This is a genomic window from Paraburkholderia sp. HD33-4 (assembly GCF_021390635.1).
Classification (GTDB): domain Bacteria; phylum Pseudomonadota; class Gammaproteobacteria; order Burkholderiales; family Burkholderiaceae; genus Paraburkholderia.
This window is the reverse complement of sequence record NZ_JAJEJS010000002.1, coordinates 162744-187326: the sequence shown is the minus strand read 5'-3', so window position 1 is coordinate 187326 and position 24583 is coordinate 162744. Positions and strand designations below refer to the sequence as shown.

Here is a 24583-nt window from a genome sequence, read left to right as displayed (position 1 = left end):
TCGATTCTGCTTCAAACACTATCCGACGCAACCGGCAACCCCTCCGTCCTCCACCGCAGCATCCCACCGGCAAGATTCGCCACCTTGCCGAACCCCGCCTTCGTCAGCAACACGCTCGCCTGCGCCGAGCGCACGCCGGACCGGCACACCGCGACCACCGGCTGCTCGCGATCCAGTTCATCGAGCCGCCCCGTCAATTGCGACAGCGGCACCAGCTTCGCGCCCGGCAAATGACCCAAACGATCGATGAACTCGGGCGCCTCGCGCACATCGACGATCTGAAACGCCGCGCCATGCTCGAGCAGCGCCATCGGCTCGATTTCCCACACGCCGCTAAAGCGCAGCGTCAACGGTGCCCAATCCGGTGTTTCGGTCGCAACTTCGGCCCCGCCTTCCGGTTGCCCGCAACGCATGTTCGCAGGCACCGCGACCGCCATCTGCTTCGGATGCGGCAAATTCAGGTTGTTCATGTAGCCGGCGAAATCGCCGACGTCGACGTCGCCGCCCAGGCGCGGATTGAAGCGCCGCTCTTCGTTCACGCTCGTCACCGTGATGCCGCGATAATCGTGCGCGGGATAAAGCAGGCAGGCGTTCGGCAGTGACAGGATCTGCTCGCGCACGGACGCGAACAACTGCTGCGGACTGCCTTGCTGGAAATCGGTGCGGCCACAGCCGCGAATCAGCAGGCTGTCGCCGGTAAAGGCCATGCTCTGATCGTCGAGCACGTAGGTCAGGCAGCCGTTCGTATGGCCGGGTGTTGCGCGCACGCTCAGATGACGCGTGCCGAAGTCGATCCGATCGCCATGCGCGAGCGGTCGCGTCACGCCTTTCGCCTCGACGACCCCGGCAAGCCCGATCTCGCTGCCGCAACGCAAACGCATGCGCCATGCGCCGGTTACGTGATCGGCGTGCACGTGGGTATCGAGCGTCGTGAGCAGCCACAGGCCCAACTCGCGCAACAGCGCCTGATCGCGCGGCACCTGCTCGTAGACGGGATCGATCAGCACCGCCTCGCCGCTGTCGCCGAGCAGGTACGTATAGGTCGACGAAACAGGATCGAACAGCTGACGGAAAATCATCTGTATCCCTTGGAAAAATCGGCGAGGCGGCCGCGAACGGCCGCCGCAATACACCTAATACACCTATCAGCCCGGTTGCTTGGTGGTGCGCAGATACGGCTTGATGGTCTTGAAACCAGGGAATAGCTGCTGCGCCTCGTCATTGGTGACCGCGGACGTGATGATCACGTCTTCCCCTTGCTTCCAGTTGACCGGCGTCGCGACCCTGTGTTTGGCGGTCAGCTGGATCGAATCGAGCACGCGCAGGATTTCGTCGAAGTTACGGCCGGTGCTCATCGGGTAAGTCAGAGTCAGCTTGATCTTCTTGTCAGGACCGATGACGAAAACCGAGCGCACGGTCGCATTGGTCGCGGCGGTGCGGCCCTCGCTGGTATCGCCTGCGTCGGCCGGCAGCATGTTGTACAGCTTGGCGACCGCGAGATCGGTGTCGCCGATCATCGGATACTTGACGGCGGCGCCCTGCGTTTCCTCGATGTCAGCGGCCCATTTTTCGTGGTCTTCGACCGGATCGACCGACAACCCGATCAGCTTCGCGTTGCGCTTGGTGAATTCCGGCTCGATCTTCGCCATGTAGCCCAGTTCGGTCGTGCAAACCGGCGTGAAGTCTTTCGGGTGAGAGAACAGGATCGCCCATTGGTCGCCGATCCAGTCGTGGAAATCGATGGTGCCCTGCGTGGTCCGCGCGGTGAAGTTGGGTGCGGTGTCATTGATACGAAGTGACATATTGCCGTCCTGTGAAGTCGTGGTTAAGCGGAAGACCCGAGCGAGGCCTGTCTGCAACGGTCCTACACGGGCCCGGATAATCTCGGGATTGAAAAACACCAAAGCTCACAACGATTGATGAAGCTTTCACAGCGCATACTCGCGCGACAAGTAGCGCATCGCCGCATCGCGCAGTGAGACTTCAAATATAGCGCGTTACGTGCACGCCCATGTTGATGCCCGTCGAAATCGGGTCCGGCTTGCCATCTGCGGATCACGGCTTGAGTGAAATGACGTGTATCGGTAAATCATGACCATTCGACGCGCCCGCGTGTGTGCGACAGCGCACAGATTTACCGGGCGCTGATTTGATCAGACCGTTGCGTCGTTAAATGGGCGCCGCTAATGCGTGATGCCCGTCGCGCCCGTCTCGCCGTCTACGCGCTTGCGCAACCACGCCCCGAATGCGTCGTGCACTTCCTTATGCCGCAGGGCGAAGTCGACGGTCGCCTGCAGATAACCGAGTTTGGTCCCGCAGTCGTAGCGCTTGCCGATAAATTCGTAGGCGAGCACCTGCTCCTCTTCGAGCATCGAATGAATGGCGGGCGTCAGTTGAATCTCGCCATGAGGGCCGGGCCGCACCGCGCGCAAATGGTCGAATACCGCCGGCATCAACACGTAACGCCCCGCGACGCCGTAGCACGAAGGCGCCTTTTCCGGCGCAGGCTTTTCGACGATGCTCGACACGTTGATCACGCGCTCGTCCCAGTGTCGTCCGCCGATCACGCCATGCGAGCAGGCGCCGTCCGCTTCGAATTCCTCGACTCCGATCACCGACGAATCGTAATGGCTGAAGATATGCACCATCTGCTCGAGAACAGGCGGCTCTCCCTCGAGCAGATCGTCGGCGAGAACGACCGCGAACGGGTCGTCGCCGATCAGCTTTTGCGCGCACAACACCGCGTGACCGAGACCGAGCGGCTCGGCTTGCCGAACATAGATGCAGTTGACGTTGGACGGCTTGATGCTTTGCACCAACTCGACGAGGCTCTGCAGGCCGCGCGCCCGCAGCACGTGTTCGACTTCGTAGGATTTGTCGAAATGATCTTCGATCACGCGTTTGCCGCGGCCCGTGATGAAAATCAGCTCGGTAATGCCCGCGGCAACCGCTTCTTCGACCGCATATTGAATCAGCGGCTTGTCGATGACCGGCAGCATCTCCTTCGGACTCGCCTTCGTGGCCGGCAGAAAGCGCGTGTCGATTCCCGCGACCGGAAACACCGCCTTGTGAACTGCGAGCATGATGACCTCCTCGTCCGGCTGGTAGACGAAGCAGCACGGCGGTACAGAGTGGCCGGAAGCCGCCGATTGGGCGTCCGCTTCGGCCGGTCGATGCTGCGCGTCGGAGCGTGCGGTACTGAAGCACTTGCAACAAAGGCAGCCTCGGTCCGCGCGAAAACGTCTGCTGAATGCTCACCATGATGGCACGGTTTGCCGGCGGGGTGCGGATAAGGGCGCACGTCTCTTGATCCAGCTGCTCAGGTTCTTGCGCCGACGCTATCCATCGTCGTTAGAACCTGCGCTAGCGCCTGCCTGCAGCTAGCCTGATTGGGTGTCTTTGCCCGCAACGCGTCGAGGGCATTGTCGATGGCTTTGTCGATTGCGTGCCAATCCGCCGCCGACCGCGGCTTCAGCGAAGGCTCAGCTTCATCCCACGAGGTTTCCAGATCCTTGATACGGTTCTTCGCGCCGACTAGATCACCTTTATCGACCAACTTCGCGGTGTCGACCACGATCGCCCTGAAAGGCGACAGGTCGCCTAGCTTCGATGTCGTCGCAGCGTGTGCCGCCGCGATGACCTGGAACGGACTGTCGCCATGTCCAAAGCCCAAACCAGTGAGTGCAACAACAGAAAAGAGCGCGGCCGCTGAGGCAGCAGACAACCTGGACAATCTCATTTGCGAATCTCCTGTGAGAAAAGGCGGCCCAATGGGATCCGACCTCGTTGAGAAGCACCAAAATCAGGTTCGGCCTGACCGGATTCCCGGGAGGCTGACAAAGCCAACGAGCGCGACGATCACCAACAAAAAGCAGACGCTCGTTGATACGCTCCCCATTCCGAGACCACCGTATGTACGTGACTGAGACAGCAGATCACCAAGCGACGCACCGAACGGCCGCGTCAGGATGTAGGCGAGCCAGAACGTCGTTACTCGATTTGCGCCGAATTGTGTTGCGCAGGCCATCGCGAGGAGGAGGATGCTAAAGATCACAGCGCCAAGGCTGAAACCGAGCCCGAGCGCTTCTGTCGCAAGGTCGCCCGCGGCCGTACCGAGCGCAAAGGTCACGAGAACGGCGCTCCAGTAGAACAGCTCGCGACGTGTCGTCGTGATCGACTGAATCGACAGCGTTCGCTCGGTCCGATACCAGACATAAAACACCGAAGCGAGGCACACCGCAAAGAATGCGGAACTCAGATAAAGACTTACGCCAAGACCGTCGGTCAGTGCGTCGGTCAATTGCGTTCCGACGACACTGAGTAGCACCACTGTCGTCCAGTAGATCCACGGAACGTATTGCCGGGTTTTGAGTTGCGTAATGAGTGCCACGGCCAGCAAACTCGCCATGATGACGTCCGTCAATACGACGCCCAGCCCCGCGTGGACCGCGAGATAATCCGCGCCGGTCTCACCGACCGTCGTCGACATGATCTTGATGATCCAGAATGTGATGGTGACCGTCGGAACCTTATTGAGCATGGGGCTCATCGGCCCGACAGGAAGTTTCGGCATTCACAGTCTCCAGTTACCGGTCAGAAAATGGCGGCCATCAGGGCTCCCCCACCACGTGCCATGCGGATGACATCGGGCAGCGGGCTCGATCGCCATGCCGGGAAGTCTGGTCGAGCAATGCTTAACTGCCGCTTAACACTAAATCCCTCGCGATGAAGATGATAGAAAGAAAAAGAAAGACGAAATATCGAGGTGGGATAAGCGGTTTTTAAGGTTGCAGGCGTAACTTGATATTCATGCATCGAATACCAGGCGAACGTCAATTCTCGCCTGCGGTGCACTCAGCGTCGGCCGATCCAACAGTCGACGCTTGCCTATTCACGACGGAGTCAGCACATGAAAGTACTTATCGCTCATGCCATCCTTGCGACCGCGATCGCTATTCCAGCGGTCTCATGGGCGCAGCCAGTCACCCGTTCCGCGGTGGAGTCGTTGGTCACACAAGCCGAACAGAACGGCACGCTGCATCAGTCGAAGGTGCACTATCCGGACGCGATCAAGTCCGCGCAGGTACCTGCGAGTAACGACTACGGTTCGGGCCCACTGGTGAATTCGCAATCGGGGCACCGCGGGTCCACCGAAACTCCGGTGGATAAGGCACTTTTCTCGCATCACTGATGTGCTAGTGAGCCTTCGACAATCCGCGCAAGCGCGCTTTGGACGCAGCGGAAGTCGAACTCCGATTCAACGCTGATATGAAAAAGCTAGTGCGCTCGATTGATCTCGTTTTATTGACCGCTGCGTCGATAGGCCTCGTAATGTTTGTGGTCTGGCGCGTTGCGACGGTAAAGGGTTGGTTTTAGGCTCGCGCCCAAAGCAACATTGAATAAACCTCTGGTGGATTAAAAGCCTTTAGCATGCTTTGTAATTGTGGGTGAGCCGTAATGAAACATTCTGACGAGTTCTGGTCGTTCGCGCGTCTGTGTGGCATGTACTCTGTGTTGATCGGGATAGCTGCGTGGTACCTTCTGCGAGCCGACCGTCTCATCCGATCCTGGAGGGCCCGGTGATAGAGGAGCCGTGGAGAGTCATTCACCTTCCATCACCGCCTCCCCCGAGTGCCCACCACGGGCACTGAATCCAGTAGCACCGAGGCAGCCTGTCCGAGTTGCAAAGCCTCGCGAACGTACCATCATCATCCCGCCCGCGTGCGGAAGGCCCGCACGCTCTCCTACCAAGGCCGACGCCAGCATCCGCACCGACTGCATGAAATGCGTCGGCGATGCCTTCGCGCGTTGCTTGCCCATCTCGCCATGCTCTCCACTATCAAGGAGTACGCAATACGCCGCGATACGCCGCAATACGTCGCAATAATCACGTAACAATTCACCCGCACAATCCGACGCCACCGACAACCACAACAATGTCTCGTGATGCCACATTTCCGCCTCCCTCTCCCTCTGCGCCTCACGGTGCTCGCAAGCGTAGCGGCGCTCGCCGCGTGCGGTGGTAGCAATGATTCCCCTACGCCGACTGCGTCGAATACTTCGACGACAACGGCGACAGCCTCGATTCCAGCGCCTCCTGCCGAACCCGGCTTTGTCGACAACGCCGCGATTCCCGACGTGCCCGCGTTCGTCGACACGATTGCGACCAACCAGCGCGGCGATGCGCGATATGCAACGCTCGCCACGAATGCGGGCGTGCGTGTCGTCTCGCGATTCCTCGACATCTGGCAACCGTTGACCGAGATTGTCGATGCGGGCGTCTCCGCCCCCGCCAATGGCTCCTTTCCGGCTGTCGTGCAGTCGACGTGGACAGGGCTACCGAATGACGGCACGCCGGGTGGGGCTGTCGTGAATAGCGCGGTGCATGCCGCGAACATTCAGTTCGTAGTCAACGAAACGACCAACCGGACTCAGGCGCAGGCTGATGCGGCCTACTACGACGACCGGCGCGGCAAAGGCTATAGCGTGACCGATGGCATGGGGCCGCTCACCAATGCGTGGCGCGCGGCGGCGCAGCAGACCACGACCATCACGTCGATTCCGGCGGATGCGACGACGGTTCTGTACAACGACAGCGGCAACAACATTGGCGTCGGCAGCAGTGGCGGCAACGCCAATTTCGGCCAGGTCGTCGACCTGCTCAACAACATGGGCAACAACGCATCCACTGAACCGGCCAAGCGTTTCTACAAATACGCGCGGCCATACCGCTGGAGCACGAGCGTCGTGGTGGATCCGACTCTGGTACCTGCCGAGAGCACCACGCCTGCAACTGATGGCGGCTATATCAGCGGTCACGAGGCCGAAGCCATGCGCGACGCGATGACGATGGCCTACGTGCTGCCGGAGCGGTTCCAGGAAATGGCGAGCCGGGGCCTCGAACTTGGCGAAAACCGCATCTTCGCCGGTATGCATTCGCCGCTCGACGTCATTTCTGGCCGAATGTTTGCACTTGCGGCGACTGCTGCCAATCTTTCCGATCCAGGCAACGCCACGTTGAAGGGCGCCGCATTTAGCCAGGCGCACGCAGCCCTGATGCAGTCGACGAACACCGATTCGACGAGCTTCGCTGCTTTCGCCCACTCCGGCACGGCAGCGACTGACCGCTTCGCCGACTATGCGACGAACAAAGCGGACTTCACTCGCCGCATGACGTTCGGCTTTGCGCCGATCGAATCCACCACTGCGCCTCCCGTCGTGCCGAAGGGTGCGGAGGTGTTACTGGAAACGCGCTTTCCGTATCTGAGCGCTGCCCAGCGCCGCGTGGTGCTCAAAACGACCGAGCTTCCTTCCGGCTATCCGGTGATGGACGACGCGGAAGGTTGGGGCCGCCTGAACATGTTTGCCGCCGGGGACGGATATGGTGCGTTCTACGGTAGCGTCATTGTTTCGATGGATGCGTCCCAAGGCGGATTCAATGCGTCGGATCTGTGGCGCAACGATATCTCCGGCTCGGGGAAGTTGACGCTGCAGGGTAGCGGCACGTTGAAGCTCGGCGGCAACAACACCTGGTCGGGCGGCTCCCAGGTAAGCGGCGGCGTGCTCGAGGCCGACTCCCCGAATGCGTTCGGCACTGGCGACGTGTATGTGGGTGCGGGCGGTGTCACCATCGCGGCGTCTTCGCCCGTGTCCGTCGTCGGCAAGTACACGCAACTCGCCGGCACGACGCTCGAACTCGACATCGACGGCAAAGGCGCCGGCCAAATGCACGTTGGGAATCAGCTGACCATCGCTGGCGGCACGCTACACGTGAAGTTCGTCAACGGTTATGCGCCCAAGGTCGGCGACACCATCGACCTGATCGATGGCAACGGGTCGACGAAGCAGTTCACGACGATCACGGTCGACGGCCACAAGGCGACGCCCGTCTATTCGTCGAGCGGCGTGTCGGTGCACATCGATTCGTGATCCAGCCGCATTGGCCCGGCAATGCGTGGTCCGGGAATGCAGGCAGGTTCGATTATCCGAACAAACGCGACCAGACCGCGCGCACCCGTCGCGCGCGGTCCTCGAGCAGGTATGACGCAGCGAGCGCAAACAGGCCTGACATGACCCCCGTCACAACGTGTTCGACAACATGAAACCGATAGCTGCTGATGTGCGAGTAGGCATCGCCGATAGCGGTCAGGGAGCCGACGAGTAGCGCGTTGCTATAGCGATTCCCGTACCACTTCGCCGCCGGCGTGAACGTGAGCAGCAACGCGAGCACGCCGGTAAGCAGCCCGGTTTTGAATGCGATCCCCCAGTGAGTCAGACTCATGATGTTGCCCCAGCTTCCCGGCATACAGGTCATGCACGCGCTGGTTGGCTGCCAGAAACGCTGGATAAACAGTTTGAAGCGGCGTCTCCATTCGCTTCCCATGATGTACTCCACGGTATCCGGCGCGAGATTCACGCAGCAATGGTACATCGCGAGCGAGAGGTAGAGTGGCGTGTGATGGCAACATCGAACCAGGCGCGAATAGACGAGCGGCCGGAGATCAGTCCGTCTCGATCCCCAATGCGGTAATCAATCGTTCGCGCCGCGATAGCGCCTGCAAAGACCGCTTCCCCAGATGCGTCGCGACCAGATTGAGCAGGCCTTCGCAAAAAATCAGATACGCGCCCATGCTATTGCTGAAGAAACTGCTGTCATGCGGAATCAGGAACGCGTGGCGCGCGGGCGGCACAAGTGGAGACGCGAGCGTATCCGTGATCGCGATGACCGTCATACCCGCCTCGGCGGCGGCCTTGGCAGCTTCAGCGACGCTGCGCGTATAAGGCGCGACGCTCGTGACGACCACCACATCGCCCGGTTGCAGCTGCGCGAGTCCTTCAGCCACGCCGAGCCCTTGTGCATCGAGCAACGCAACGTCGGTGCGGATCATCCCGAGCCCATAGCAAAGAAAGCTTGCGAGCGCGCTGAACTGCCGCAAGCCATGCACGCGCACGCGCGGTGCCCCAGCCAGTAATGCGGCCGCGCTGCGCAGATCGTCAGCCGATAGCCGTGCGAGAAACGTCTCCACGTTGACGATCGATTCGTGCGCAAGTTGCACAACGACCTCAACTTCGGGCGACATTCCGCCATCGACAGGCGTGTGCGCACGCTGCTTTTTCCCTGCAACGAGCCGCTCGGCCTGATTCGTATAGAAATGCCTGTGACGCTCCGCCAGCGAATCGCGAAACACGCTTTGAAAATCCGCGAACCCTGTATAGCCCAGCTTCGTGCTGAGCCGCGTTAGCGTCGACGCATTTACGTCGAGTGCCGTTGCCAGATCGGTGATGGTCCGCACGGCCACTTCCTCCGGCCGTTCGAGCAGCCACGCCAGCACGGCGTGCGCCTTGCCGCCGAGCGACAGGCCCGCCTCGTCGCGGCCGATGCGCACCACCAGTTCGCGCAGCGCATCGACGCTGCGCGGCGCGCTAGCGACGGCTTCAGCCCCGCTCGCCTCGTCATTGTTCGCCGACTTGCGGCGCTTCGTGCGTGGGTTTGTGTCCATTGATCAAACGATATCGCGGCGGCGTCTCTGGTTGTTCATAAACGTCCCATTCTATGTGAGACGCCCTGATCACGATATCAGCGGTTGCGAGCGTGTTTTCGTTGTCGGGATCGGCGGGGTCGGCGCGGTAGATCGGCAGGGATGCGTCGCGCGTGTCGGCGAGGATCGCGAGCGGCTCAGGCGCATGCCGCGCTTCGCTTGCGTCGCGCAACATCTCATCGCCGCGCGCCTGCCGACGACGCGATGAATCCGTCACCACCTGAGCAAAGCCGCGCATGCGTGGATGAATCGCGTGATTCGCATGCAACGACGCCTGCGTGATCTCTTGCACGGAACAACCGCGCGCGCTGTACTCGACGCTCAGCAACGGCGCGCTCGCCTGATGCGCAAGCGTCAGATGGAAACCGCCCGCGCGGGGATTGTCGCGCACCACGGCAACGGCCGCATCGAGATCGCGCGCATCCAGCAACGCGCGCGTGAGCACCATGCGCGGCACGCCCGCCTCGATCTGGCGCACCCGCAGATTGTTGACGGTGACGGCAAGACCCGCGTCCGTCACGGCGAACGTATGGCCCGGCAGCGAGCCCGGATACACGAACGCCGCAAAGCCCGGACTGCCGTCGATACGACACGCGGCGATCGCGCAGTGCCCCGCGAAGCCGGGGTCCCCGTCTTCGTTGTGACAGATGCGCCTGCGATCAGCCGATGGCAATTGCACCGTCGTGCATCCGTCGGGCGACGCAGCCCACACGTCGCCGCGACAGTTCCACAGGAACACATCGTCGAAGGGCAGTCCAAGGCCATCGGCAAGCCCCTGCAATTCCGCCCAGATGCGGGGAAAGCGCTGCTGCGTATGTGCGGAAAGCGCGGCGGCGAGCGGCGTGCCACGCCATTGCATCACGTCGCGCCAGGCGGCCGACTGCACCAGGTGACGATGCACGGCCAACGCGCCGAAGCGCCCTAACGCTTCGCCCGCCTCGAACGGCGAACCGGAAATTTCGATGAATCCAATTGCTGGCATCGGTACGAGATCATTCGACGTGTTGAAGGAAATCACGCAGGCGCTGATTCGGCGGATTGTCGAGCAACTGCGCGGGCGGACCGTCGACGGTGATATGGCCGTGCTCCATGAAGATCAGCCGCGTGCCAACCTTGCGCGCGAACGTCATTTCGTGCGTCACGACGACCATCGTCATCCCCTCTTCCGCCAGCGACTGCATCACACGCAGCACTTCCTGCCGCAGTTCGGGATCGAGTGCGGAAGTCGGCTCGTCGAACAGCATCAGCTTCGGCTTGACGGCCAGCGCACGCGCAATCGCGACGCGTTGCTGCTGGCCGCCCGACAACTCGCTTGCATAATGCCCGACGCGAGCCGCCAGGCCCACCTTCGCGAGCAGTTCGTGCGCGAGCGTTTCCGCTTCGGCCTTGCTCATGCCGCGCACCTGACGCGGACCGAACGCGACGTTCTCGAGCGCCGTCAGTTGCGGGAACAGGTTGAACTGCTGGAACACCATGCCCGCTTCGCGCCGAATCTCGCGCACTTTCTTCGAGCCGCCATGCACGCTGATGCCATCGACGATCAGATCGCCACCGTCAATATGCTCCAGCGCGTTGATGCAACGCAGCAGCGTCGACTTGCCCGAACCCGACGGACCGATCAGCACCACGACTTCGCCCGCGCGAATGTTCAGATCGACGCCATCCAGCACGGTGGTCTGCCCGAAGCGCTTCGTGACCTGCTTGAACTGCACCATATCGAGCGCGCTCATAGTATCCGCATCCTCTTTTCCATCGTGCGCAGACAGAATGTCAGCACACCGATCATGCACAGATAGATCGCGGCCACGGCCGTCCAGATTTCAACCGCCCGAAAATTCGCCGCCATGATTTCCTGACCCTGACGCGTGAGTTCGCCGACGCCGATCACGATGAAGAGCGACGTATCTTTCAGGCTCACGATGAACTGGTTGCCAAGCGCAGGCGTCATGCGGCGAATCGCAACGGGCCCGACTACGAATCCGAGCACGCGCCACATCGGCATGCCCAGCGCGAGTCCCGCTTCCTTCAACCCGCGCGGCACCGACAGAAACGAGCCGCGCACGATCTCGGCGATATACGCGCCCGAATTGACGATGATCGATACGATGGCGGCCGTCAACGCATCAACGCGCACGTTCAGCAGCACGGGCAGCGCGAAGTAGATGAACATCACCTGCACGACGATCGGCGTGCCGCGCACGAACTCGACGTACGCGAAAGCGATCTTCTGCAGAAACGCGTTCCCGTACGCGCGCATCAAGCCGAACAGAAAGCCGACCGCCAGGCCTCCCACAAGACCCGCGATGGTGATGAGCACCGTCAGCTTCGCACCCTGCAGGAGTGCCGGCAACGCATCGACGATGACTGACAGATCGAACTGCATGACTTGCCTCCCGCAGCCGTTGTGTTATCAGGACTTCGCCGGCTCGACGCCGAACCACTTCTTGTAGATCGCCGCATAGCGACCGTCAGCCTTGATCTTCGCGAGCGCCGCATTGACCTTCGGCACGAGCGGGCTGCCCTTCGGGAAGCCGATGCCGTATTGCTGCGCCATCATCTGCGGACCGACCGCCTTCACGCGGCCCTTGCCCGCCGTGTTGATGAAGTAGAGAACGTTCGGCGTGTCGTGCATCGCTGCATCGACGCGTCCTGTCTGCAACTCCAGATACGCGTTGTCGATGTTCGGGAACTGGCGCAGATCGGTGCCCGCGAAGTGTGCTTTCGCATAATCCGCCGCCGAGGTCCCCGTCTTGATCGCAAGCGACTTGCCTTTCAGGTCGTCCGGGCCCTTGATCGTGCTGGTGGTCGGCACCATCAGCGTGAAGCCGCTGTCGTAGTAGCCGTCGGAGAAATCAATCACTTTCTTGCGCTCGTCCTTGATCGTGATGCCCGCGAGCGCGACGTCGACGTTATGTGTTTGCAGCGCCGGCAGAATGCCGCTGAAATCCATCGGCTGAAGCTTGTAGTCGAGCTTCAGGTCCTTCGCGATGGCTTCCCACAGGTCGATGTCGAAGCCGACGTATTTGTCGCCCTGCTTGAATTCGAACGGGACGAACGCCGTGTCGCAGGCGACCAGCAAAGTGTCGGCCCGCGCGGCATGACCGAGGACAGAAACGGCGACGAGTGCAGCCGCAGCGAGCTTTGCTACGAGTTTCATGACGACCTCTTCGAAGTGGGGTTGAAGAACGACAGCAAACCGACTTGCGATGAGTATCTTCTCGCAAATTTATTTGCGCAATAGGTTCGTACGCAAATCCACTTGCGAATTGGGTATACCCTGGTTGGAGATGTCGGACGGAAGGCGCTGAGGGGCGTCTCCGGCGTTTCGGCTGGTTGAGCATGAATGGCTTGCTGCCGCGAACAAGTGGTGAAACGCGCGTGACGGACTTTGTTCTCTCGGATCACGGTCTGTCCGAATTGCTACGCGCCCTTCGAAATTTACTTGACATCTAAACTATCAAAGCCTAAATTAATCTGACAGCAGAGTCCTTATTTGGGGAACCAGCATGCGCATAGTCTGTATCGGCGGCGGTCCGGCCGGTTTGTACTTCAGTCTGTTGATGAAAAAACGCAACCCCGACTATGAAGTCACGGTGATCGAGCGCAATCGCCCCTACGACACCTTCGGCTGGGGCGTCGTGTTCTCCGACCAGACGCTCGGCAATCTGCGCGCCGCCGACGCCCCGAGCGCCGAGGCGATTCTCGACGCGTTCAATCACTGGGACGACATCGAGATTCACTTTCGCGGCCGCAGTGTGCGCTCGTCGGGCCACGGTTTTTGCGGCATCGGTCGCAAACGTCTGCTGAATATCCTGCAAGCGCGTTGCGAAGAACTCGGCGTGAGGCTCGTGTTCGAAACTCAGGTCGTCGACGACAGCACGTACGACGCGGATCTGATCATCGCGAGCGACGGCCTGAACAGCGTCGTGCGCCAGAAATACGCCCACACCTATCAGCCCGACATCGACATGCGCGACTGCCGCTTCGTGTGGCTCGGCACGAAGAAGCTGTTCGACGCGTTCACGTTCGCGTTCGAGGAAACCGAATTCGGCTGGTTCCAGGCGCACGCTTACCGCTTCGACGATCAAACCTCGACCTTCATCGTCGAAACACCGGAACGCGTCTGGCGTGCCGCCGGTCTCGACGAAATGAGCAAGGAAGACAGCATCGCGTTTTGCGAGAAGCTGTTCGCAAAGTACCTCGACGGCAACGCGCTGATGTCGAACGCGTCGCATCTGCGTGGCTCGTCGCAATGGATCCGCTTTCCGCGCGTCGTCAACAAGGAGTGGGTGCATTGGCGCGGCAATGCGAACGGCACACGAACGCCGATCGTGCTGATGGGCGACGCCGCGCACACCGCGCACTTTTCGATCGGCTCGGGCACCAAGCTCGCGCTCGAAGACGCGATCGAACTCGCAAACAGCATCAGCGCGCACCCGGGTGAGCATCAGGACGATCTGGCCGCCGCATTGAAGCACTACACCGAAGTGCGCAGCGTCGACGTGCTGCGCATCCAGAACGCCGCGCGCAATTCGACCGAATGGTTCGAGCACGTCGACCGCTATACGTCGTTCGAGCCGGAACAGTTCGCGTATTCGTTGCTCACGCGCTCGCAGCGCATCTCGCACGAGAACCTGCGCGAGCGCGATTCGCAGTATCTGTCCGGTTTCGAGGACTGGCTCGCGAAGCGCGCGGGCGTCGAGCGCGCGGCGGACAGGCATTCGATTCCGCCCATGTTCACGCCCTTCAAGGTGCGCGGCGTCACGCTGAAAAATCGCGTGATGGTCTCGCCGATGGCGCAGTACTCGGCGGTAGACGGCGTGGCCGGCGACTATCACCTGATGCATCTCGGCGCGCGCGCCATGGGCGGCGCCGCGCTCGTGATGACGGAGATGACCTGCGTGTCGCCCGAAGCCCGCATCACGCCGGGATGTCCCGGCATGTACGCGCCCGAGCATCTGGCCGCGTGGAAACGCATCGTCGATCTGGTGCACCTGCAATCGGATGCGAAGATCGGCATCCAGCTCGGCCATTCCGGCGCGAAAGGTTCGACTCGCGTCGCGTGGGAAGGTATCGATCAGCCGCTCGACGAAGGCAACTGGCCACTCGTTTCGGCGTCGCCCCAGCAGTATCTGCGCGGCGTCAGCCAGCATTCGCGCGAAGCCTCGCATGAGGAGTTGCGCGCCATCGAGCAGCAGTTCGTCGAGGCGACGCGCATGTCGATCGAAGCGGGTTTCGACTGGCTCGAACTGCACTGCGCGCACGGCTATTTCCTGTCGAGCTTCCTGTCGCCGCTCACGAATCACCGTACCGACGCATACGGTGGCTCGCTCGAAAACCGTCTGCGTTATCCGCTGCAGGTATTCAGCGCGATCCGCGCGGTCTGGCCGCAAGACAAGCCGATCTCGGTGCGGATCTCCGCGCACGATTGGGTCGAAGGCGGCAACACGCCCGACGATGCCGTAAAGATCGCGCAAGCATTCAAGGCAGCCGGCGCGGACATGATCGACGTGTCGTCAGGTCAGGTCAGCAAGGAAGAAAAGCCCGTGTTCGGCCGCATGTTCCAGACGCCGTTCGCCGATCGTGTGCGCAACGAAGCCGGCATCGCGACCATCGCGGTCGGTGCGATTTCCGAAGCGGACCACGTGAATAGCATCATTGCAGCGGGTCGCGCAGACCTGTGCGCGATCGCGCGTCCGCATCTCGCGAATCCGTCGTGGACCTTGAACGAAGCGGCCAGGATCGGCTATCTCGACGTCGCGTGGCCGAAGCCCTACAGCGCCGCGAAAATGCAACTCGAACGCAACCTCGAACGCGAGCGCGCGCAGGCCATCGCCAACGCCGGCCTGACGGCGCAACAACGCGCGCAACGCGCCGAAGGAACCGTGTGAACCCCTCAGACACTTCTCTCGCCGGCCAACACGCGGTCGTCACCGGCGGCGGCAGCGGCATCGGCGCGGCGATCGCGCAGGCGCTGCTGCGCGCCGGCGCGCGCGTCACGCTGATGGGCCGCAACGCGCAACGGCTCGACGCGCAGCGCGAGCAATGCGCGGCGCTCGGCGACGTCGCGTGTATCAGCGTGGACGTCACGCAAGAGGACTCGGTGGCGCGCGCGTTCGATCAGGCGGGCGCGGTCGATATCCTCGTCAACAACGCCGGCCAGGCGCAGGCCGCGCCATTCACGCACACCGATATCGCGCTGTGGCAACGCATGCTCGACGTGAATCTGACCGGCGTGTTCCTTGGCACCCGAGCGGTGCTGCCGGGCATGCTCGAGCGAGGCCATGGCCGCATCGTCAACGTCGCGAGCACCGCGGGACAGATCGGCTATGCGTACGTCGCCGCGTATTGCGCCGCGAAGCACGGCGTAATCGGTCTCACGCGCTCGCTCGCGCTCGAAACCGCGACGCGCGGCATCACCGTCAATGCCGTGTGCCCCGGCTACACCGAAACCGAGCTGCTGCATGCATCGCTCGAACAGATCACGAGCAAGACCTCGCGCACCGAAGAACAAGCACGCGAAACGCTGCTGCGCTCGAATCCGCAGCGCCGCTTCGTGAGTCCGGAGCAGGTCGCGAACGCTGTGTTGTGGCTGTGCCGCCCTGGCTCGGATGCGATCACGGGGCAAGCCATTTCCATTTCGGGTGGAGAAGTGATGTGAGCAAATCAACGCAAGCAAAGAAGTCGGCATCCGATGCGAAGCCGTCGCGCAAAGGCGTCGCTCAACCTGCGGAGAACGTCGTGGACCTCGAAATGAGCACCGGTGCGGACAGCCACATGGGCCTGCGTCTGTGGCTGCGCATGCTGACCACCACCAACCTCGTGCAGGCCGAATTGCGCAAACGTCTGCGCACCGAATTCGACACTACGCTGCCGCGTTTCGACCTGATGGCGCAGCTTGAACGTCATCCCGAAGGCCTGAAGATGACCGAACTGTCGCGCCGCATGATGGTGACGGGCGGCAACGTCACCGGCATCACCGATCAGCTCGAAAAAGAAGGGCTCGTCGCGCGCGATACCGATCCGAACGACCGCCGCTCGATCAGCGTGTGCCTGACACCCGCTGGCCGCAAGGCGTTCGACAGTATGGCCGTCGCGCACGAGCAATGGGTCGTCGAAATGTTCGGTGGCCTGAACCTGGACGAGAAGATGCAGACCCATCAGGACCTCGGCAAGCTCAAACAGCATCTGCTCGACAGCCTGAAGAGCTGACTTCGCACTGGAGAAATACATGACACGATCCACCGCCGAAGCGTTGTTGGCCGGCAACCGCCTGACCCTGGCAGGCTACGAGGCGAAGCATTTCGGCTGGTCGGTGACCGGCAAGGTCGCGACGATCACGCTGAACCGCCCCGAGCGCAAGAACCCGCTGACCTTCGAATCGTATGCGGAGCTGCGCGACCTGTTCCGCGACCTCGCCTACGCGACCGACGTGAAAGCCGTCGTGCTGCACGGCGCGGGGGAAAACTTCTGCTCGGGCGGCGACGTGCACGACATCATCGCGCCGCTGATCGACCTGCCGATGCCCGAGCTGTTGCTGTTCACGCGCATGACCGGCGACCTCGTCAAGGCAATGCGCCATTGCCCGCAGCCGATCATCGCGGCCGTCGACGGTGTCTGCGCGGGCGCCGGCGCGATCCTCGCGATGGCCTCCGACCTGCGCCTCGCCACCGCGCGCAGCAAGCTCGCGTTCCTGTTCACACGCGTCGGCCTCGCCGGTTGCGACATGGGCGCGTGCGCGATGCTGCCGCGCATCATCGGCCAGGGACGCGCCGCCGAGTTGCTGTTCACCGGCCGCTCGGCAAGCGGCGACGAAGCTCACGCCTGGGGCTTTTACAACCGCCTGTGCGACCCGGCCGCGCTGCTCGAAGAAGCCCGGAAACTCGCCGCCGATCTCGCGTCCGGCCCGAGCTTCGCGCACGGCATGACGAAAAAGATGCTGCACCAGGAATGGAGCATGAGCATCGACGAAGCAATCGAATCCGAAGCGCAGGCGCAGGCGATCTGCATGGGCACGCGCGATTTCGAGCGCGCGTACAACGCGTTCGCGGCAAAGACGCGTCCTGTGTTCGAAGGAGACTGAGTTGAGCGCCGACCATCGGAACACCTCGATCGATTTGCACAGTCCGCTCGCGTGGCCGTTTTTCGAGCCGCGTCATCGCGAACTCGCGGCAGGCATCGACGCATGGTGCCGCGCGCATCTGACGCACGAGGAACATGGCGACACCGATGCGACCTGTCGTCTGCTGGTGCGCGAACTCGGCCAGGCCGGCTGGCTGAAATACGGCGTCGGCGGCGTCGCGTACGGCGGTCACGGCGACACGATCGATACACGCGCCGTGTGCCTGCTGCGCGAAACGCTGGCGCGCTATTCGGGCCTCGCCGATTTCGCACTGGCGATGCAAGGGCTCGGCTCGGGCGCGATCTCGCTCGCGGGCACGCACGAGCAGAAGTCGCGCTATCTGCCGCGCGTCGCGAGCGGCACGGCGATCGCCGCGTTCGCGCTGTCGGAGCCGCAGGCGGGCTCGGACGTCGCGGCGATGGCGCTGGCCGCGCGCGAAGATGGCGACTACTACGTGCTCGACGGCGAGAAGACGTGGATTTCGAACGGCGGCATCGCGGACTTCTACGTGGTGTTCGCGCGCACCGGCGAAGCACCGGGAGCGCGCGGCATCAGCGCGTTCATCGTGGATGCGCAAACGCCGGGGCTCGAGATCGCCGAGCGCATCGAAGTGATCGCGCCGCATCCGCTCGCGCGCCTGCGCTTCGCGAACGCGCGCGTGCTGAAGAGCCAGATGCTCGGCGCGCCCGGCGAAGGCTTCAAGATCGCGATGCGCACGCTCGATATTTTCCGCACGTCGGTGGCGGCCGCATCGCTCGGCTTCGCGCGTCATGCGATGGCCGAGGGTCTTGCGCGCGCGGCGTCGCGCAGAATGTTCGGCCAGACGCTCGGCGACTTCCAGTTGACGCAGGCGAAGCTCGCACAGATGGCGCTGACGATCGACAGCAGCGCGCTGCTCGTCTATCGCGCCGCGTGGCTGCGCGACCAGGGCGAAAGCGTCACGCGCGAAGCGGCGATGGCGAAATGGCACGCGAGCGAAGGCGCGCAGCAGGTGATCGACGCGGCCGTGCAGCTTTACGGCGGCATGGGTGTGCAAAGCGGCACCGCGGTCGAAACGCTGTACCGCGAAATCCGCGCGCTGCGCATCTACGAAGGCGCGACCGAGGTGCAGCAGTTGATCGTCGGCCGCGATCTGTTGAAGGCGCATGCCCCCGCCAATGGGAACGCGCAATGAGCCAGTCATTCGAGCGGCCCGTACGCATCCGCTTCTCGCACTGCGATCCCGCGGGCATCGTTTATTTTCCGCAGTACCTCGTGATGACCAACGTGCTGGTCGAAGACTGGTTCAACGAGGGCCTGCGCATCGACTACGCGCACATGATCGCGCAGCGCCGCGTCGGCCTGCCGACCGTCAAACTCGACTGCGAGTTCTCGCGGCCGAGCCGCATGGGCGAAACGATCCTCCTCACGCTCGAGGTGCGCACCATCGGCCGCAGTTCGCTCGGCATCGAGATTCACGGTCATTGCAACGGCGAAACGCGCTTTCGCTCGACACAGGTGCTGGTGTTCATGTCGTTCAACAGCGGCAAATCGATCGATATTCCTCGCGACATCGCGAGCGCGCTCGCGGCGTATGCCCCATCGTCCTCCTCCATCGAGGCTGATCGCAGATGAAAAAAGCTCTCCTTCCCGCCGGCTGGGTCAAACCACGCGGCTATGCGAACGGCGTCGCGGCGACCGGCACGCAGGTGTTCATCGCCGGCCAGATCGGCTGGGACGAACAGGCGCAGTTCCATACCGACGACTTCGCGGAGCAATCCGAGCAGGCGCTGAAAAATCTGCTCGCCGTGCTGCGCGAAGCGGGCGGCAAGCCCGAACACCTGGTGCGCCTCACGTGGTACGTGACCGACAAGCGCGAATACCTCGCGTCGCTGAAGGACATCGGCCGCGCGTTTCGCGAGCTGATCGGCGACTACGACATCGCGATGAGCGCGGTGCAGGTCGTCGCGCTGATGGAGGACCGCGCGAAGGTCGAGATCGAAGCCACTGCGGTGATTCCCCACTGAACGTCGTACAGGCACCAAACCCACACGCAAGTCCCTCACACAGTACGAAGCGCATGTTCCGGCTCATCGCCCCGGGAGACCATGATGGAACCGTCAGCACACGTCGATACTTTCGCGCGCGACAATCTTCCGCCGCAGGATCAATGGCCCGTCTTTCTGCTCGACAATCCGGACGTTGCCTATCCACCACGGCTGAACTGCGCGACCGAACTGCTGGAGCGGACCATCGAGGCGGGACATCGCGACCGGCCGGCGATCTGGTCCGACGTGGACGGCAAGCCGCAAGCAACCACGTACGGTGAACTGCTCGCGCTGGTCAACCGCAGCGCGCATGTGCTCGTCGATGAAATGGGCTTGCGCCCCGGCAACCGCGTGCTGCTGCGCGGGCCGAACACGTTGCAGATGGCCGTCGCCGCACTCGCGGCGCTGAAGGCCGGGCTCGTCGTCGTGCCGACCATGCCGCTGCTGCGCGCGAAGGAGCTCAAGCAGATCATCGATAAAGCGCAGGTCAGCGCCGCGCTTTGCGACGCGCGGCTGACCGCGGAACTCGAGCGTTGCACGAACCCGCGGGACGAGCTCTACTGCGCGGTGCTGAAACAAACGCGCCGCTTTCACGACGACTCCTCCGATTCGCTCGAAACGCTCGCCGTCAACAAGCCCGAGCACTTCACCGCATGCGACACCGCCGCCGACGACGTCTGCCTGATCGCGTTCACGAGCGGCACGACCGGTGCGCCGAAAGGCTGCATGCATTTCCATCGCGACATGATCGCGATGTGCGATCTGTTCCCGCGTCACGTGCTGAAGCCCACCTCGAGCGACATCTTCTGCGGTACGCCGCCGCTCGCGTTCACGTTCGGGCTCGGCGGGCTGCTGTGCTTTCCGCTGCGCGTCGGTGCGTCGACGGTGCTCGTCGAGAAGCTCACGCCGCAGAGCTTGCTCCAGGTGGTCGAGCGTTTTCATGCGACCGTGATGTTCACCGCGCCGACGTTCTATCGGCAGATGGCGCCGCTCGTCGCGCAACATGACTTGTCGTCGCTGAAGAAGACCGTGTCGGCCGGCGAGGCGCTGCCCGATTCGACGCGGCGTCAGTGGCGCGAAGCGACCGGCATCGACATGATCGACGGCATCGGCAGCACCGAGTTGATCCACATCTTCATTTCGTCGCAAGGCGCGGAGCTCCGGCCGAACGCGATCGGCCGCGCAGTGCCGGGCTACGTCGTGCAAGCCGTCGACGACGACATGCAACCCGTGCCGCCCGGCACCATCGGCAAACTCGCGGTGCGCGGCCCGACCGGCTGCCGCTATCTGGCCGACGAACGACAGCAGCGCTTCGTGCGCGACGGCTGGAACCTGCCGGGCGATTCGGTCTATCTCGACGCGGACGGCTACGTGTTCTACCAGGCGCGCGCCGACGACATGATCGTGTCGGCCGGCTACAACATCTCCGGTCCCGAAGTGGAAAGCGTGCTGATGCAGCACGAGGCGGTGGCCGAATGCGGCGTGATCGGCGTGGCCGACGAAACGCGTGGGCAGATCGTGCGGGCTTTCGTGGTGGTGAACCCCGGCTACACGGCCGACGATAAACTGGTCGCGCAACTGCAGGATTTCGTTAAGAATAACGTCGCGCCTTATAAATATCCCCGCGTCGTCACGTTCGTCGGTGCGCTGCCGCGCACCGAAACCGGCAAGCTCAAACGTTTCGAGTTGCGCATGATGACGTAACCCCTATCTTTCGTAAGACTGGAGGCAGACTGCATGGCCGGCTCTTTCATCGAAGTCGTCGCCCACGATGGCGGCCGTTTCAACGCTTACGTCGCGCGGCCCGCGCAGGGCTCGGGCCCGGGGCTCGTGCTGCTGCAGGAAATCTTCGGCGTCAACGACTCGATGAAAGCGACCGCCGATCGCTACGCCGAAGAAGGCTACGTCGTGCTGGTGCCCGATCTGTTCTGGCGCATCGAGCCCGGCATCTCGCTCGGCTACGGCGACGCCGACATGAAAGAGGCGCTCGGCTATCTGGGGCAGTTCGACGCCGATGTCGCGGTCAAGGACATCGCCGCGACGATCGCTACATTGCGCGAATTGCCCGAGCAGGCGGGCAAGGTAGGCGTGGTGGGCTACTGCCTCGGCGGCAAGCTCGCGTTTCTGAGCGCGGCGCGCACCGGCGTCGATTGCGCAGTCAGCTACTACGGCGTGGGCCTCGAAGCGCATCTCGACGAAGTATCGGCAATCCGCTGCCCGATGGTGCTCCACTTCCCTGAAAACGACGCGCACTGCCCGCCTGAAACGCGCGAGCGCATCGGCGCCGCACTGCGCACGCGGCCGCAAATCGAGCAATACGTCTACCCCGGCCGCGATCACGCGTTCGCCGCGCCGCAGCGCAAGCAATACGACAAGCCCGCCGCGATGATGGCGGTCTCGCGCACGCTCGCGCTGCTGCGCAAGGTGCTCGGTCCGGTCTACGACCTGAACGCGCTGTGGGAAGCGCATTGCTATCACGAGTTCGCGACCCGCGACGTCGACGCGGTGATGCCGACGATGGTCGCCGAGCCCTACGTCAATCACGTGCCGACGATGACGGGCGGCGTCGGGCACGACAAGCTGAAGCGCTTTTACACACATCATTTCGTCAACTCGAATCCGCCCGACACCAAACTGATACCGATTTCGCGCACGATCGGCTCCGACCGCGTCGTCGACGAATTCATTTTCAGCTGCACACATAGCTGCGAGATCGACTGGCTGCTGCCGGGCGTCGCGCCGACCGGAAAGTACTTCGAGGTGCCGATGCTCGCCGTCGTGTGCTTCCGCGGCGACAAGCTGTACAACGAGCACATCTACTGGGATCAGGCTTCGGTGCTCGTGCAGGTGGGGCTGCTCAATCCCGAAGGCTTGCCGGTGGCGGGGATCGAAAGTGTGAGGAAGTTGCTCGATGAGACGTTGCCGTCGAATGGGTTGATGGGGGATAGGTCGAAGGTTTGACGGTGCAATGTCTTCGACGGCTCGAAGTGGAATACCGGGCCGTCGAAGATGTTCGTGGCGCAAGACCGTGGCCGCTCAGGACGTCGACGTCTTCTTCACCACGAAAACAATCCCAGCGGTTTGATCGACCTTTGAGGTCGCTCCATAAAGCGTCGAGTCGGTGGAATCGTAAAGCGCCATTCCCGTCATGGCGATGCCGCTATAAGTACACGTCGTTGCCGCAAACGTGATGCTGAGGTCATACGCGTTGTTCGTCGCATGCGTCTTGACCGTGCCCGAGAAGAAACAGCCACTCGCGCTTTCACCCGTCACCGTGCCGGCCGGCAGAATAATCAGCGAGAGGTCTTCCGTACCGCCCGCGGTCGTCCCTACCGTGCCGGAATAGATGCCGGCGACCGTTGTCAGCGAAGGGGTGGCCGTGGACAACGCGCTGTTGTACGTCGACGAAAACGTATTCGACGCGCCGCCACTGTTGTGCGTAACGGTCCCCGACATCGATACATACGTCGAATAACTCGCCGACAGCGTGCTGGCCGCTACGCCGGTGCTCAAGCCGGTCGTCGTCACCTGGTAGTCGTAGACGCTCGACGACGAGAAACTGCCGCCTGAGCCGCTTCCCTTACCAATCATCACACCGCCAACCGGGTTCGTCGTCGCGGTGGTCGTTGGGACGCCGCTGTAGAAGTCGTAGAAGGTGCCATCGTTGAGCACCATCGACACGAACGTGCGCGAATCCGCCGTCGTGCCCTTGAAGACGCCGACAAAGCTGTCCGGCGCAGCGGCAGCGGAACTGCCGCCGTCTCCGCCGCCACCGCACCCCGTCAACGTCGAGGCAATCCCCAACGACACCAGCGACACCAACGACACCAGCGAAAGACCGACTCGTTTATTCATTTGCCAAGCTCTCGGATCTAAGTTGGCGCGAATCGTACCCCGGCGTTACATCGAGCCATACGATAATAAAAAGCGGGTGTTGCTTTCTGTTTCTGCGATCGAATTGCCGAATTCAAGCTTGCACCGCCACTTCGGGTTCCGAAGCATTTCTTTGCCTTACGCAAGACGATTCGATAGCCGTTCTTCGTGTATAGGGGCATCGACTAGAAGCCCGCCTCGACACGACACGCCTATCATGTAACGCTCCCAACCATCACCGTGCGCCGCTCATGCTCACCGTCCATCATCTGAACAACTCCCGCTCGCAACGCGTGCTGTGGCTACTCGAAGAACTCGGCGTGCCGTACGAGGTCAAGCGTTACGAGCGCGATCCAAACACGATGCTCGCGCCGCCCGAACTACGCGCGGTCCATCCGCTCGGCAAGTCACCGGTCATCACCGACGATGGCCTCACGATCGCCGAGTCGGGCGCAATCATCGAGTACCTCGTCGACAGGTACGGCGCGGGGCGTTTCGCACCGCCGCCGGGCACGCCGGAGCGGCTACGCTATACGTACTGGCTGCACTACGCGGAAGGCTCCGCGATGCCGCCGCTGCTGCTCAAGCTCATCGCGCGACGCATCGGCGGTGCGCGGATGCCGTTCTTCGCGAAACCGATTGCGCGCAAGATCGCGACGAGCTTGCAGGCGAACTTCGTCGATCCGCAATTGCGACTGCATCTCGGCTATATCGACAGCGAACTCGGCGCAACCGGCTGGTTCGCCGGCAACGACTTCACCGCCGCCGACGTGCAAATGAGCTTCCCCCTCGAAGCCGCCACCGCGCGCGGCGCCGTGGCCGCGCAATTGACCGCGATAGGCGCGTTCTTGCGGCGCATCCACGCGCGGCCCGCGTATCAGCGCGCGCTCGAACGCGGCGGCAAGTACGACATTCTCGGCGGCGACTGACGCGGGACGGCGCGCCGCCGCCCAGGATTTCGTAGTTGGACGCGAAATGTGCCGGTGCTAGACTCGAAAGCCCATCGTCGGCAATCGACAGAA

At 62.5% G+C, this 24583-nt stretch carries 26 protein-coding genes; 12 read left to right on the top strand and 14 right to left on the bottom strand.

Features of this window, described 5'->3' with window-relative positions:
* Positions 1-11: 11 nt before the first annotated feature.
* The 6 genes from L0U84_RS20760 to L0U84_RS20735 all read right to left on the bottom strand — a co-directional run bounded on the left by L0U84_RS20760 (position 12) and on the right by L0U84_RS20735 (position 4836).
* The gene (locus L0U84_RS20760) at positions 12-1079 is read right to left on the bottom strand and encodes a rhodanese-like domain-containing protein (protein WP_233852319.1); all 1068 of its coding nucleotides are present in this window, start codon (positions 1077-1079) and stop codon (positions 12-14) included.
* 66 nt (positions 1080-1145) lie between these two features.
* Entirely contained in the window at positions 1146-1802 is a 657-nt protein-coding gene (locus L0U84_RS20755) for a peroxiredoxin (protein ID WP_233852317.1), read from the bottom strand.
* Positions 1803-2183: 381 nt separating this feature from the next.
* Entirely contained in the window at positions 2184-3083 is a 900-nt protein-coding gene (gene galU / locus L0U84_RS20750; protein WP_233852315.1) for a UTP--glucose-1-phosphate uridylyltransferase GalU, read from the bottom strand.
* A 236-nt stretch (positions 3084-3319) separates the two neighbouring features.
* Positions 3320-3739 (bottom strand): histidine kinase, encoded by a 420-nt coding sequence (locus L0U84_RS20745; protein WP_233852314.1) that lies wholly within the window; start codon positions 3737-3739, stop codon positions 3320-3322.
* 63 nt (positions 3740-3802) lie between these two features.
* Positions 3803-4573, bottom strand: a complete 771-nt coding sequence (locus L0U84_RS20740) for a COG4705 family protein (protein WP_233852313.1) — start codon at positions 4571-4573, stop codon at positions 3803-3805.
* A gap of 20 nt (positions 4574-4593) precedes the next feature.
* The gene (locus L0U84_RS20735) at positions 4594-4836 is read right to left on the bottom strand and encodes a hypothetical protein (RefSeq protein ID WP_233852312.1); all 243 of its coding nucleotides are present in this window, start codon (positions 4834-4836) and stop codon (positions 4594-4596) included.
* 73 nt (positions 4837-4909) lie between these two features.
* Here L0U84_RS20735 and L0U84_RS20730 point away from each other — a divergent pair, with 73 nt between their 5' ends.
* On the top strand, positions 4910-5191 hold the full coding sequence (locus L0U84_RS20730; RefSeq protein WP_233852311.1) for a DUF4148 domain-containing protein: 282 nt from the start codon (positions 4910-4912) through the stop codon (positions 5189-5191).
* Positions 5192-5601: 410 nt separating this feature from the next.
* On the opposite strand, the gene L0U84_RS20725 is transcribed toward L0U84_RS20730, so the two are convergent.
* A complete protein-coding gene (locus L0U84_RS20725; protein ID WP_233852310.1) occupies positions 5602-5955 on the bottom strand; it encodes a hypothetical protein in 354 nt (117 codons plus the stop codon).
* On the opposite strand from L0U84_RS20725, the gene L0U84_RS20720 reads away from it, so the two are divergent.
* Complete coding sequence (locus L0U84_RS20720) at positions 5947-7929, top strand: acid phosphatase (RefSeq protein ID WP_233852309.1); 1983 nt, start codon at positions 5947-5949, stop codon at positions 7927-7929. The genes L0U84_RS20725 and L0U84_RS20720 overlap by 9 nt on opposite strands.
* 52 nt (positions 7930-7981) lie before the next feature.
* On the opposite strand, the gene L0U84_RS20715 is transcribed toward L0U84_RS20720, so the two are convergent.
* The 6 genes from L0U84_RS20715 to glnH form a co-directional block, all read right to left on the bottom strand.
* Positions 7982-8383 (bottom strand): hypothetical protein, encoded by a 402-nt coding sequence (locus L0U84_RS20715; RefSeq protein WP_233852308.1) that lies wholly within the window; start codon positions 8381-8383, stop codon positions 7982-7984.
* A gap of 118 nt (positions 8384-8501) precedes the next feature.
* Complete coding sequence (locus L0U84_RS20710; protein ID WP_233852307.1) at positions 8502-9500, bottom strand: MurR/RpiR family transcriptional regulator; 999 nt, start codon at positions 9498-9500, stop codon at positions 8502-8504.
* Positions 9454-10521, bottom strand: a complete 1068-nt coding sequence (locus L0U84_RS20705) for a C45 family autoproteolytic acyltransferase/hydolase (RefSeq protein WP_233852305.1) — start codon at positions 10519-10521, stop codon at positions 9454-9456. The genes L0U84_RS20710 and L0U84_RS20705 overlap by 47 nt, the downstream gene beginning before the upstream one ends.
* Positions 10522-10531: 10 nt before the next feature.
* Positions 10532-11269 (bottom strand): glutamine ABC transporter ATP-binding protein GlnQ, encoded by a 738-nt coding sequence (gene glnQ, locus L0U84_RS20700; RefSeq protein WP_326491189.1) that lies wholly within the window; start codon positions 11267-11269, stop codon positions 10532-10534.
* Positions 11266-11922: a glutamine ABC transporter permease GlnP gene (glnP, locus tag L0U84_RS20695; RefSeq protein WP_129956236.1), complete on the bottom strand. Its 657-nt coding sequence runs from the start codon at positions 11920-11922 to the stop codon at positions 11266-11268. Before glnP ends, glnQ begins: the two co-directional genes overlap by 4 nt.
* Positions 11923-11949: 27 nt before the next feature.
* Positions 11950-12696: a glutamine ABC transporter substrate-binding protein GlnH gene (glnH, locus tag L0U84_RS20690; protein WP_233852303.1), complete on the bottom strand. Its 747-nt coding sequence runs from the start codon at positions 12694-12696 to the stop codon at positions 11950-11952.
* A gap of 349 nt (positions 12697-13045) precedes the next feature.
* Here glnH and L0U84_RS20685 point away from each other — a divergent pair, with 349 nt between their 5' ends.
* The 9 genes from L0U84_RS20685 (at position 13046) to L0U84_RS20645 (ending at position 22649) form a co-directional block, all read left to right on the top strand.
* The gene (locus L0U84_RS20685) at positions 13046-15430 is read left to right on the top strand and encodes a bifunctional salicylyl-CoA 5-hydroxylase/oxidoreductase (RefSeq protein WP_233852302.1); all 2385 of its coding nucleotides are present in this window, start codon (positions 13046-13048) and stop codon (positions 15428-15430) included.
* Positions 15427-16200, top strand: a complete 774-nt coding sequence (locus tag L0U84_RS20680; protein WP_233852301.1) for an SDR family NAD(P)-dependent oxidoreductase — start codon at positions 15427-15429, stop codon at positions 16198-16200. The genes L0U84_RS20685 and L0U84_RS20680 overlap by 4 nt, the downstream gene beginning before the upstream one ends.
* The gene (locus tag L0U84_RS20675) at positions 16197-16751 is read left to right on the top strand and encodes a MarR family winged helix-turn-helix transcriptional regulator (RefSeq protein ID WP_233852298.1); all 555 of its coding nucleotides are present in this window, start codon (positions 16197-16199) and stop codon (positions 16749-16751) included. Before L0U84_RS20680 ends, L0U84_RS20675 begins: the two co-directional genes overlap by 4 nt.
* Before the next feature lie 19 nt (positions 16752-16770).
* The gene (locus L0U84_RS20670) at positions 16771-17622 is read left to right on the top strand and encodes an enoyl-CoA hydratase family protein (protein WP_233852297.1); all 852 of its coding nucleotides are present in this window, start codon (positions 16771-16773) and stop codon (positions 17620-17622) included.
* A gap of 1 nt (position 17623) precedes the next feature.
* Complete coding sequence (locus tag L0U84_RS20665; RefSeq protein WP_233852296.1) at positions 17624-18835, top strand: acyl-CoA dehydrogenase family protein; 1212 nt, start codon at positions 17624-17626, stop codon at positions 18833-18835.
* Positions 18832-19275 carry an acyl-CoA thioesterase gene (locus L0U84_RS20660; RefSeq protein WP_233852295.1) on the top strand — a complete coding sequence of 148 codons (444 nt, stop codon included), beginning with the start codon at positions 18832-18834 and terminating at the stop codon, positions 19273-19275. Before L0U84_RS20665 ends, L0U84_RS20660 begins: the two co-directional genes overlap by 4 nt.
* Positions 19272-19667: a RidA family protein gene (locus L0U84_RS20655; RefSeq protein ID WP_233852293.1), complete on the top strand. Its 396-nt coding sequence runs from the start codon at positions 19272-19274 to the stop codon at positions 19665-19667. The genes L0U84_RS20660 and L0U84_RS20655 overlap by 4 nt, the downstream gene beginning before the upstream one ends.
* An 84-nt stretch (positions 19668-19751) precedes the next feature.
* Positions 19752-21392: an AMP-binding protein gene (locus L0U84_RS20650; protein ID WP_233852292.1), complete on the top strand. Its 1641-nt coding sequence runs from the start codon at positions 19752-19754 to the stop codon at positions 21390-21392.
* Between the two features lie 33 nt (positions 21393-21425).
* Positions 21426-22649: a dienelactone hydrolase family protein gene (locus tag L0U84_RS20645; protein ID WP_233852290.1), complete on the top strand. Its 1224-nt coding sequence runs from the start codon at positions 21426-21428 to the stop codon at positions 22647-22649.
* Between the two features lie 75 nt (positions 22650-22724).
* On the opposite strand, the gene L0U84_RS20640 is transcribed toward L0U84_RS20645, so the two are convergent.
* Positions 22725-23543, bottom strand: coding sequence for a hypothetical protein (locus L0U84_RS20640; protein WP_233852289.1), 819 nt, complete (start codon positions 23541-23543; stop codon positions 22725-22727).
* A gap of 269 nt (positions 23544-23812) precedes the next feature.
* Between L0U84_RS20640 and L0U84_RS20635 the strand changes: the two genes are divergently transcribed.
* Positions 23813-24490: a glutathione S-transferase family protein gene (locus tag L0U84_RS20635; protein ID WP_233852288.1), complete on the top strand. Its 678-nt coding sequence runs from the start codon at positions 23813-23815 to the stop codon at positions 24488-24490.
* The last annotated feature ends 93 nt before the right edge of the window (positions 24491-24583 follow it).

Coding starts and splice junctions, on each gene's coding strand:
- L0U84_RS20760 (WP_233852319.1), bottom strand. CDS start 1,079: ATGATTTTCCGTCAGCTGTTCGATCCTGTTTCGTCGACCTATACGTAC.
- L0U84_RS20755 (WP_233852317.1), bottom strand. CDS start 1,802: ATGTCACTTCGTATCAATGACACCGCACCCAACTTCACCGCGCGGACC.
- galU (WP_233852315.1), bottom strand. CDS start 3,083: ATGCTCGCAGTTCACAAGGCGGTGTTTCCGGTCGCGGGAATCGACACG.
- L0U84_RS20745 (WP_233852314.1), bottom strand. CDS start 3,739: ATGAGATTGTCCAGGTTGTCTGCTGCCTCAGCGGCCGCGCTCTTTTCT.
- L0U84_RS20740 (WP_233852313.1), bottom strand. CDS start 4,573: ATGCCGAAACTTCCTGTCGGGCCGATGAGCCCCATGCTCAATAAGGTT.
- L0U84_RS20730 (WP_233852311.1), top strand. CDS start 4,910: ATGAAAGTACTTATCGCTCATGCCATCCTTGCGACCGCGATCGCTATT.
- L0U84_RS20720 (WP_233852309.1), top strand. CDS start 5,947: ATGCCACATTTCCGCCTCCCTCTCCCTCTGCGCCTCACGGTGCTCGCA.
- L0U84_RS20725 (WP_233852310.1), bottom strand. CDS start 5,955: ATGTGGCATCACGAGACATTGTTGTGGTTGTCGGTGGCGTCGGATTGT.
- L0U84_RS20715 (WP_233852308.1), bottom strand. CDS start 8,383: ATGGGAAGCGAATGGAGACGCCGCTTCAAACTGTTTATCCAGCGTTTC.
- L0U84_RS20710 (WP_233852307.1), bottom strand. CDS start 9,500: ATGGACACAAACCCACGCACGAAGCGCCGCAAGTCGGCGAACAATGAC.
- L0U84_RS20705 (WP_233852305.1), bottom strand. CDS start 10,521: ATGCCAGCAATTGGATTCATCGAAATTTCCGGTTCGCCGTTCGAGGCG.
- glnQ (WP_326491189.1), bottom strand. CDS start 11,269: ATGAGCGCGCTCGATATGGTGCAGTTCAAGCAGGTCACGAAGCGCTTC.
- glnP (WP_129956236.1), bottom strand. CDS start 11,922: ATGCAGTTCGATCTGTCAGTCATCGTCGATGCGTTGCCGGCACTCCTG.
- glnH (WP_233852303.1), bottom strand. CDS start 12,696: ATGAAACTCGTAGCAAAGCTCGCTGCGGCTGCACTCGTCGCCGTTTCT.
- L0U84_RS20685 (WP_233852302.1), top strand. CDS start 13,046: ATGCGCATAGTCTGTATCGGCGGCGGTCCGGCCGGTTTGTACTTCAGT.
- L0U84_RS20670 (WP_233852297.1), top strand. CDS start 16,771: ATGACACGATCCACCGCCGAAGCGTTGTTGGCCGGCAACCGCCTGACC.
- L0U84_RS20660 (WP_233852295.1), top strand. CDS start 18,832: ATGAGCCAGTCATTCGAGCGGCCCGTACGCATCCGCTTCTCGCACTGC.
- L0U84_RS20655 (WP_233852293.1), top strand. CDS start 19,272: ATGAAAAAAGCTCTCCTTCCCGCCGGCTGGGTCAAACCACGCGGCTAT.
- L0U84_RS20650 (WP_233852292.1), top strand. CDS start 19,752: ATGGAACCGTCAGCACACGTCGATACTTTCGCGCGCGACAATCTTCCG.
- L0U84_RS20645 (WP_233852290.1), top strand. CDS start 21,426: ATGGCCGGCTCTTTCATCGAAGTCGTCGCCCACGATGGCGGCCGTTTC.
- L0U84_RS20640 (WP_233852289.1), bottom strand. CDS start 23,543: ATGAATAAACGAGTCGGTCTTTCGCTGGTGTCGTTGGTGTCGCTGGTG.
- L0U84_RS20635 (WP_233852288.1), top strand. CDS start 23,813: ATGCTCACCGTCCATCATCTGAACAACTCCCGCTCGCAACGCGTGCTG.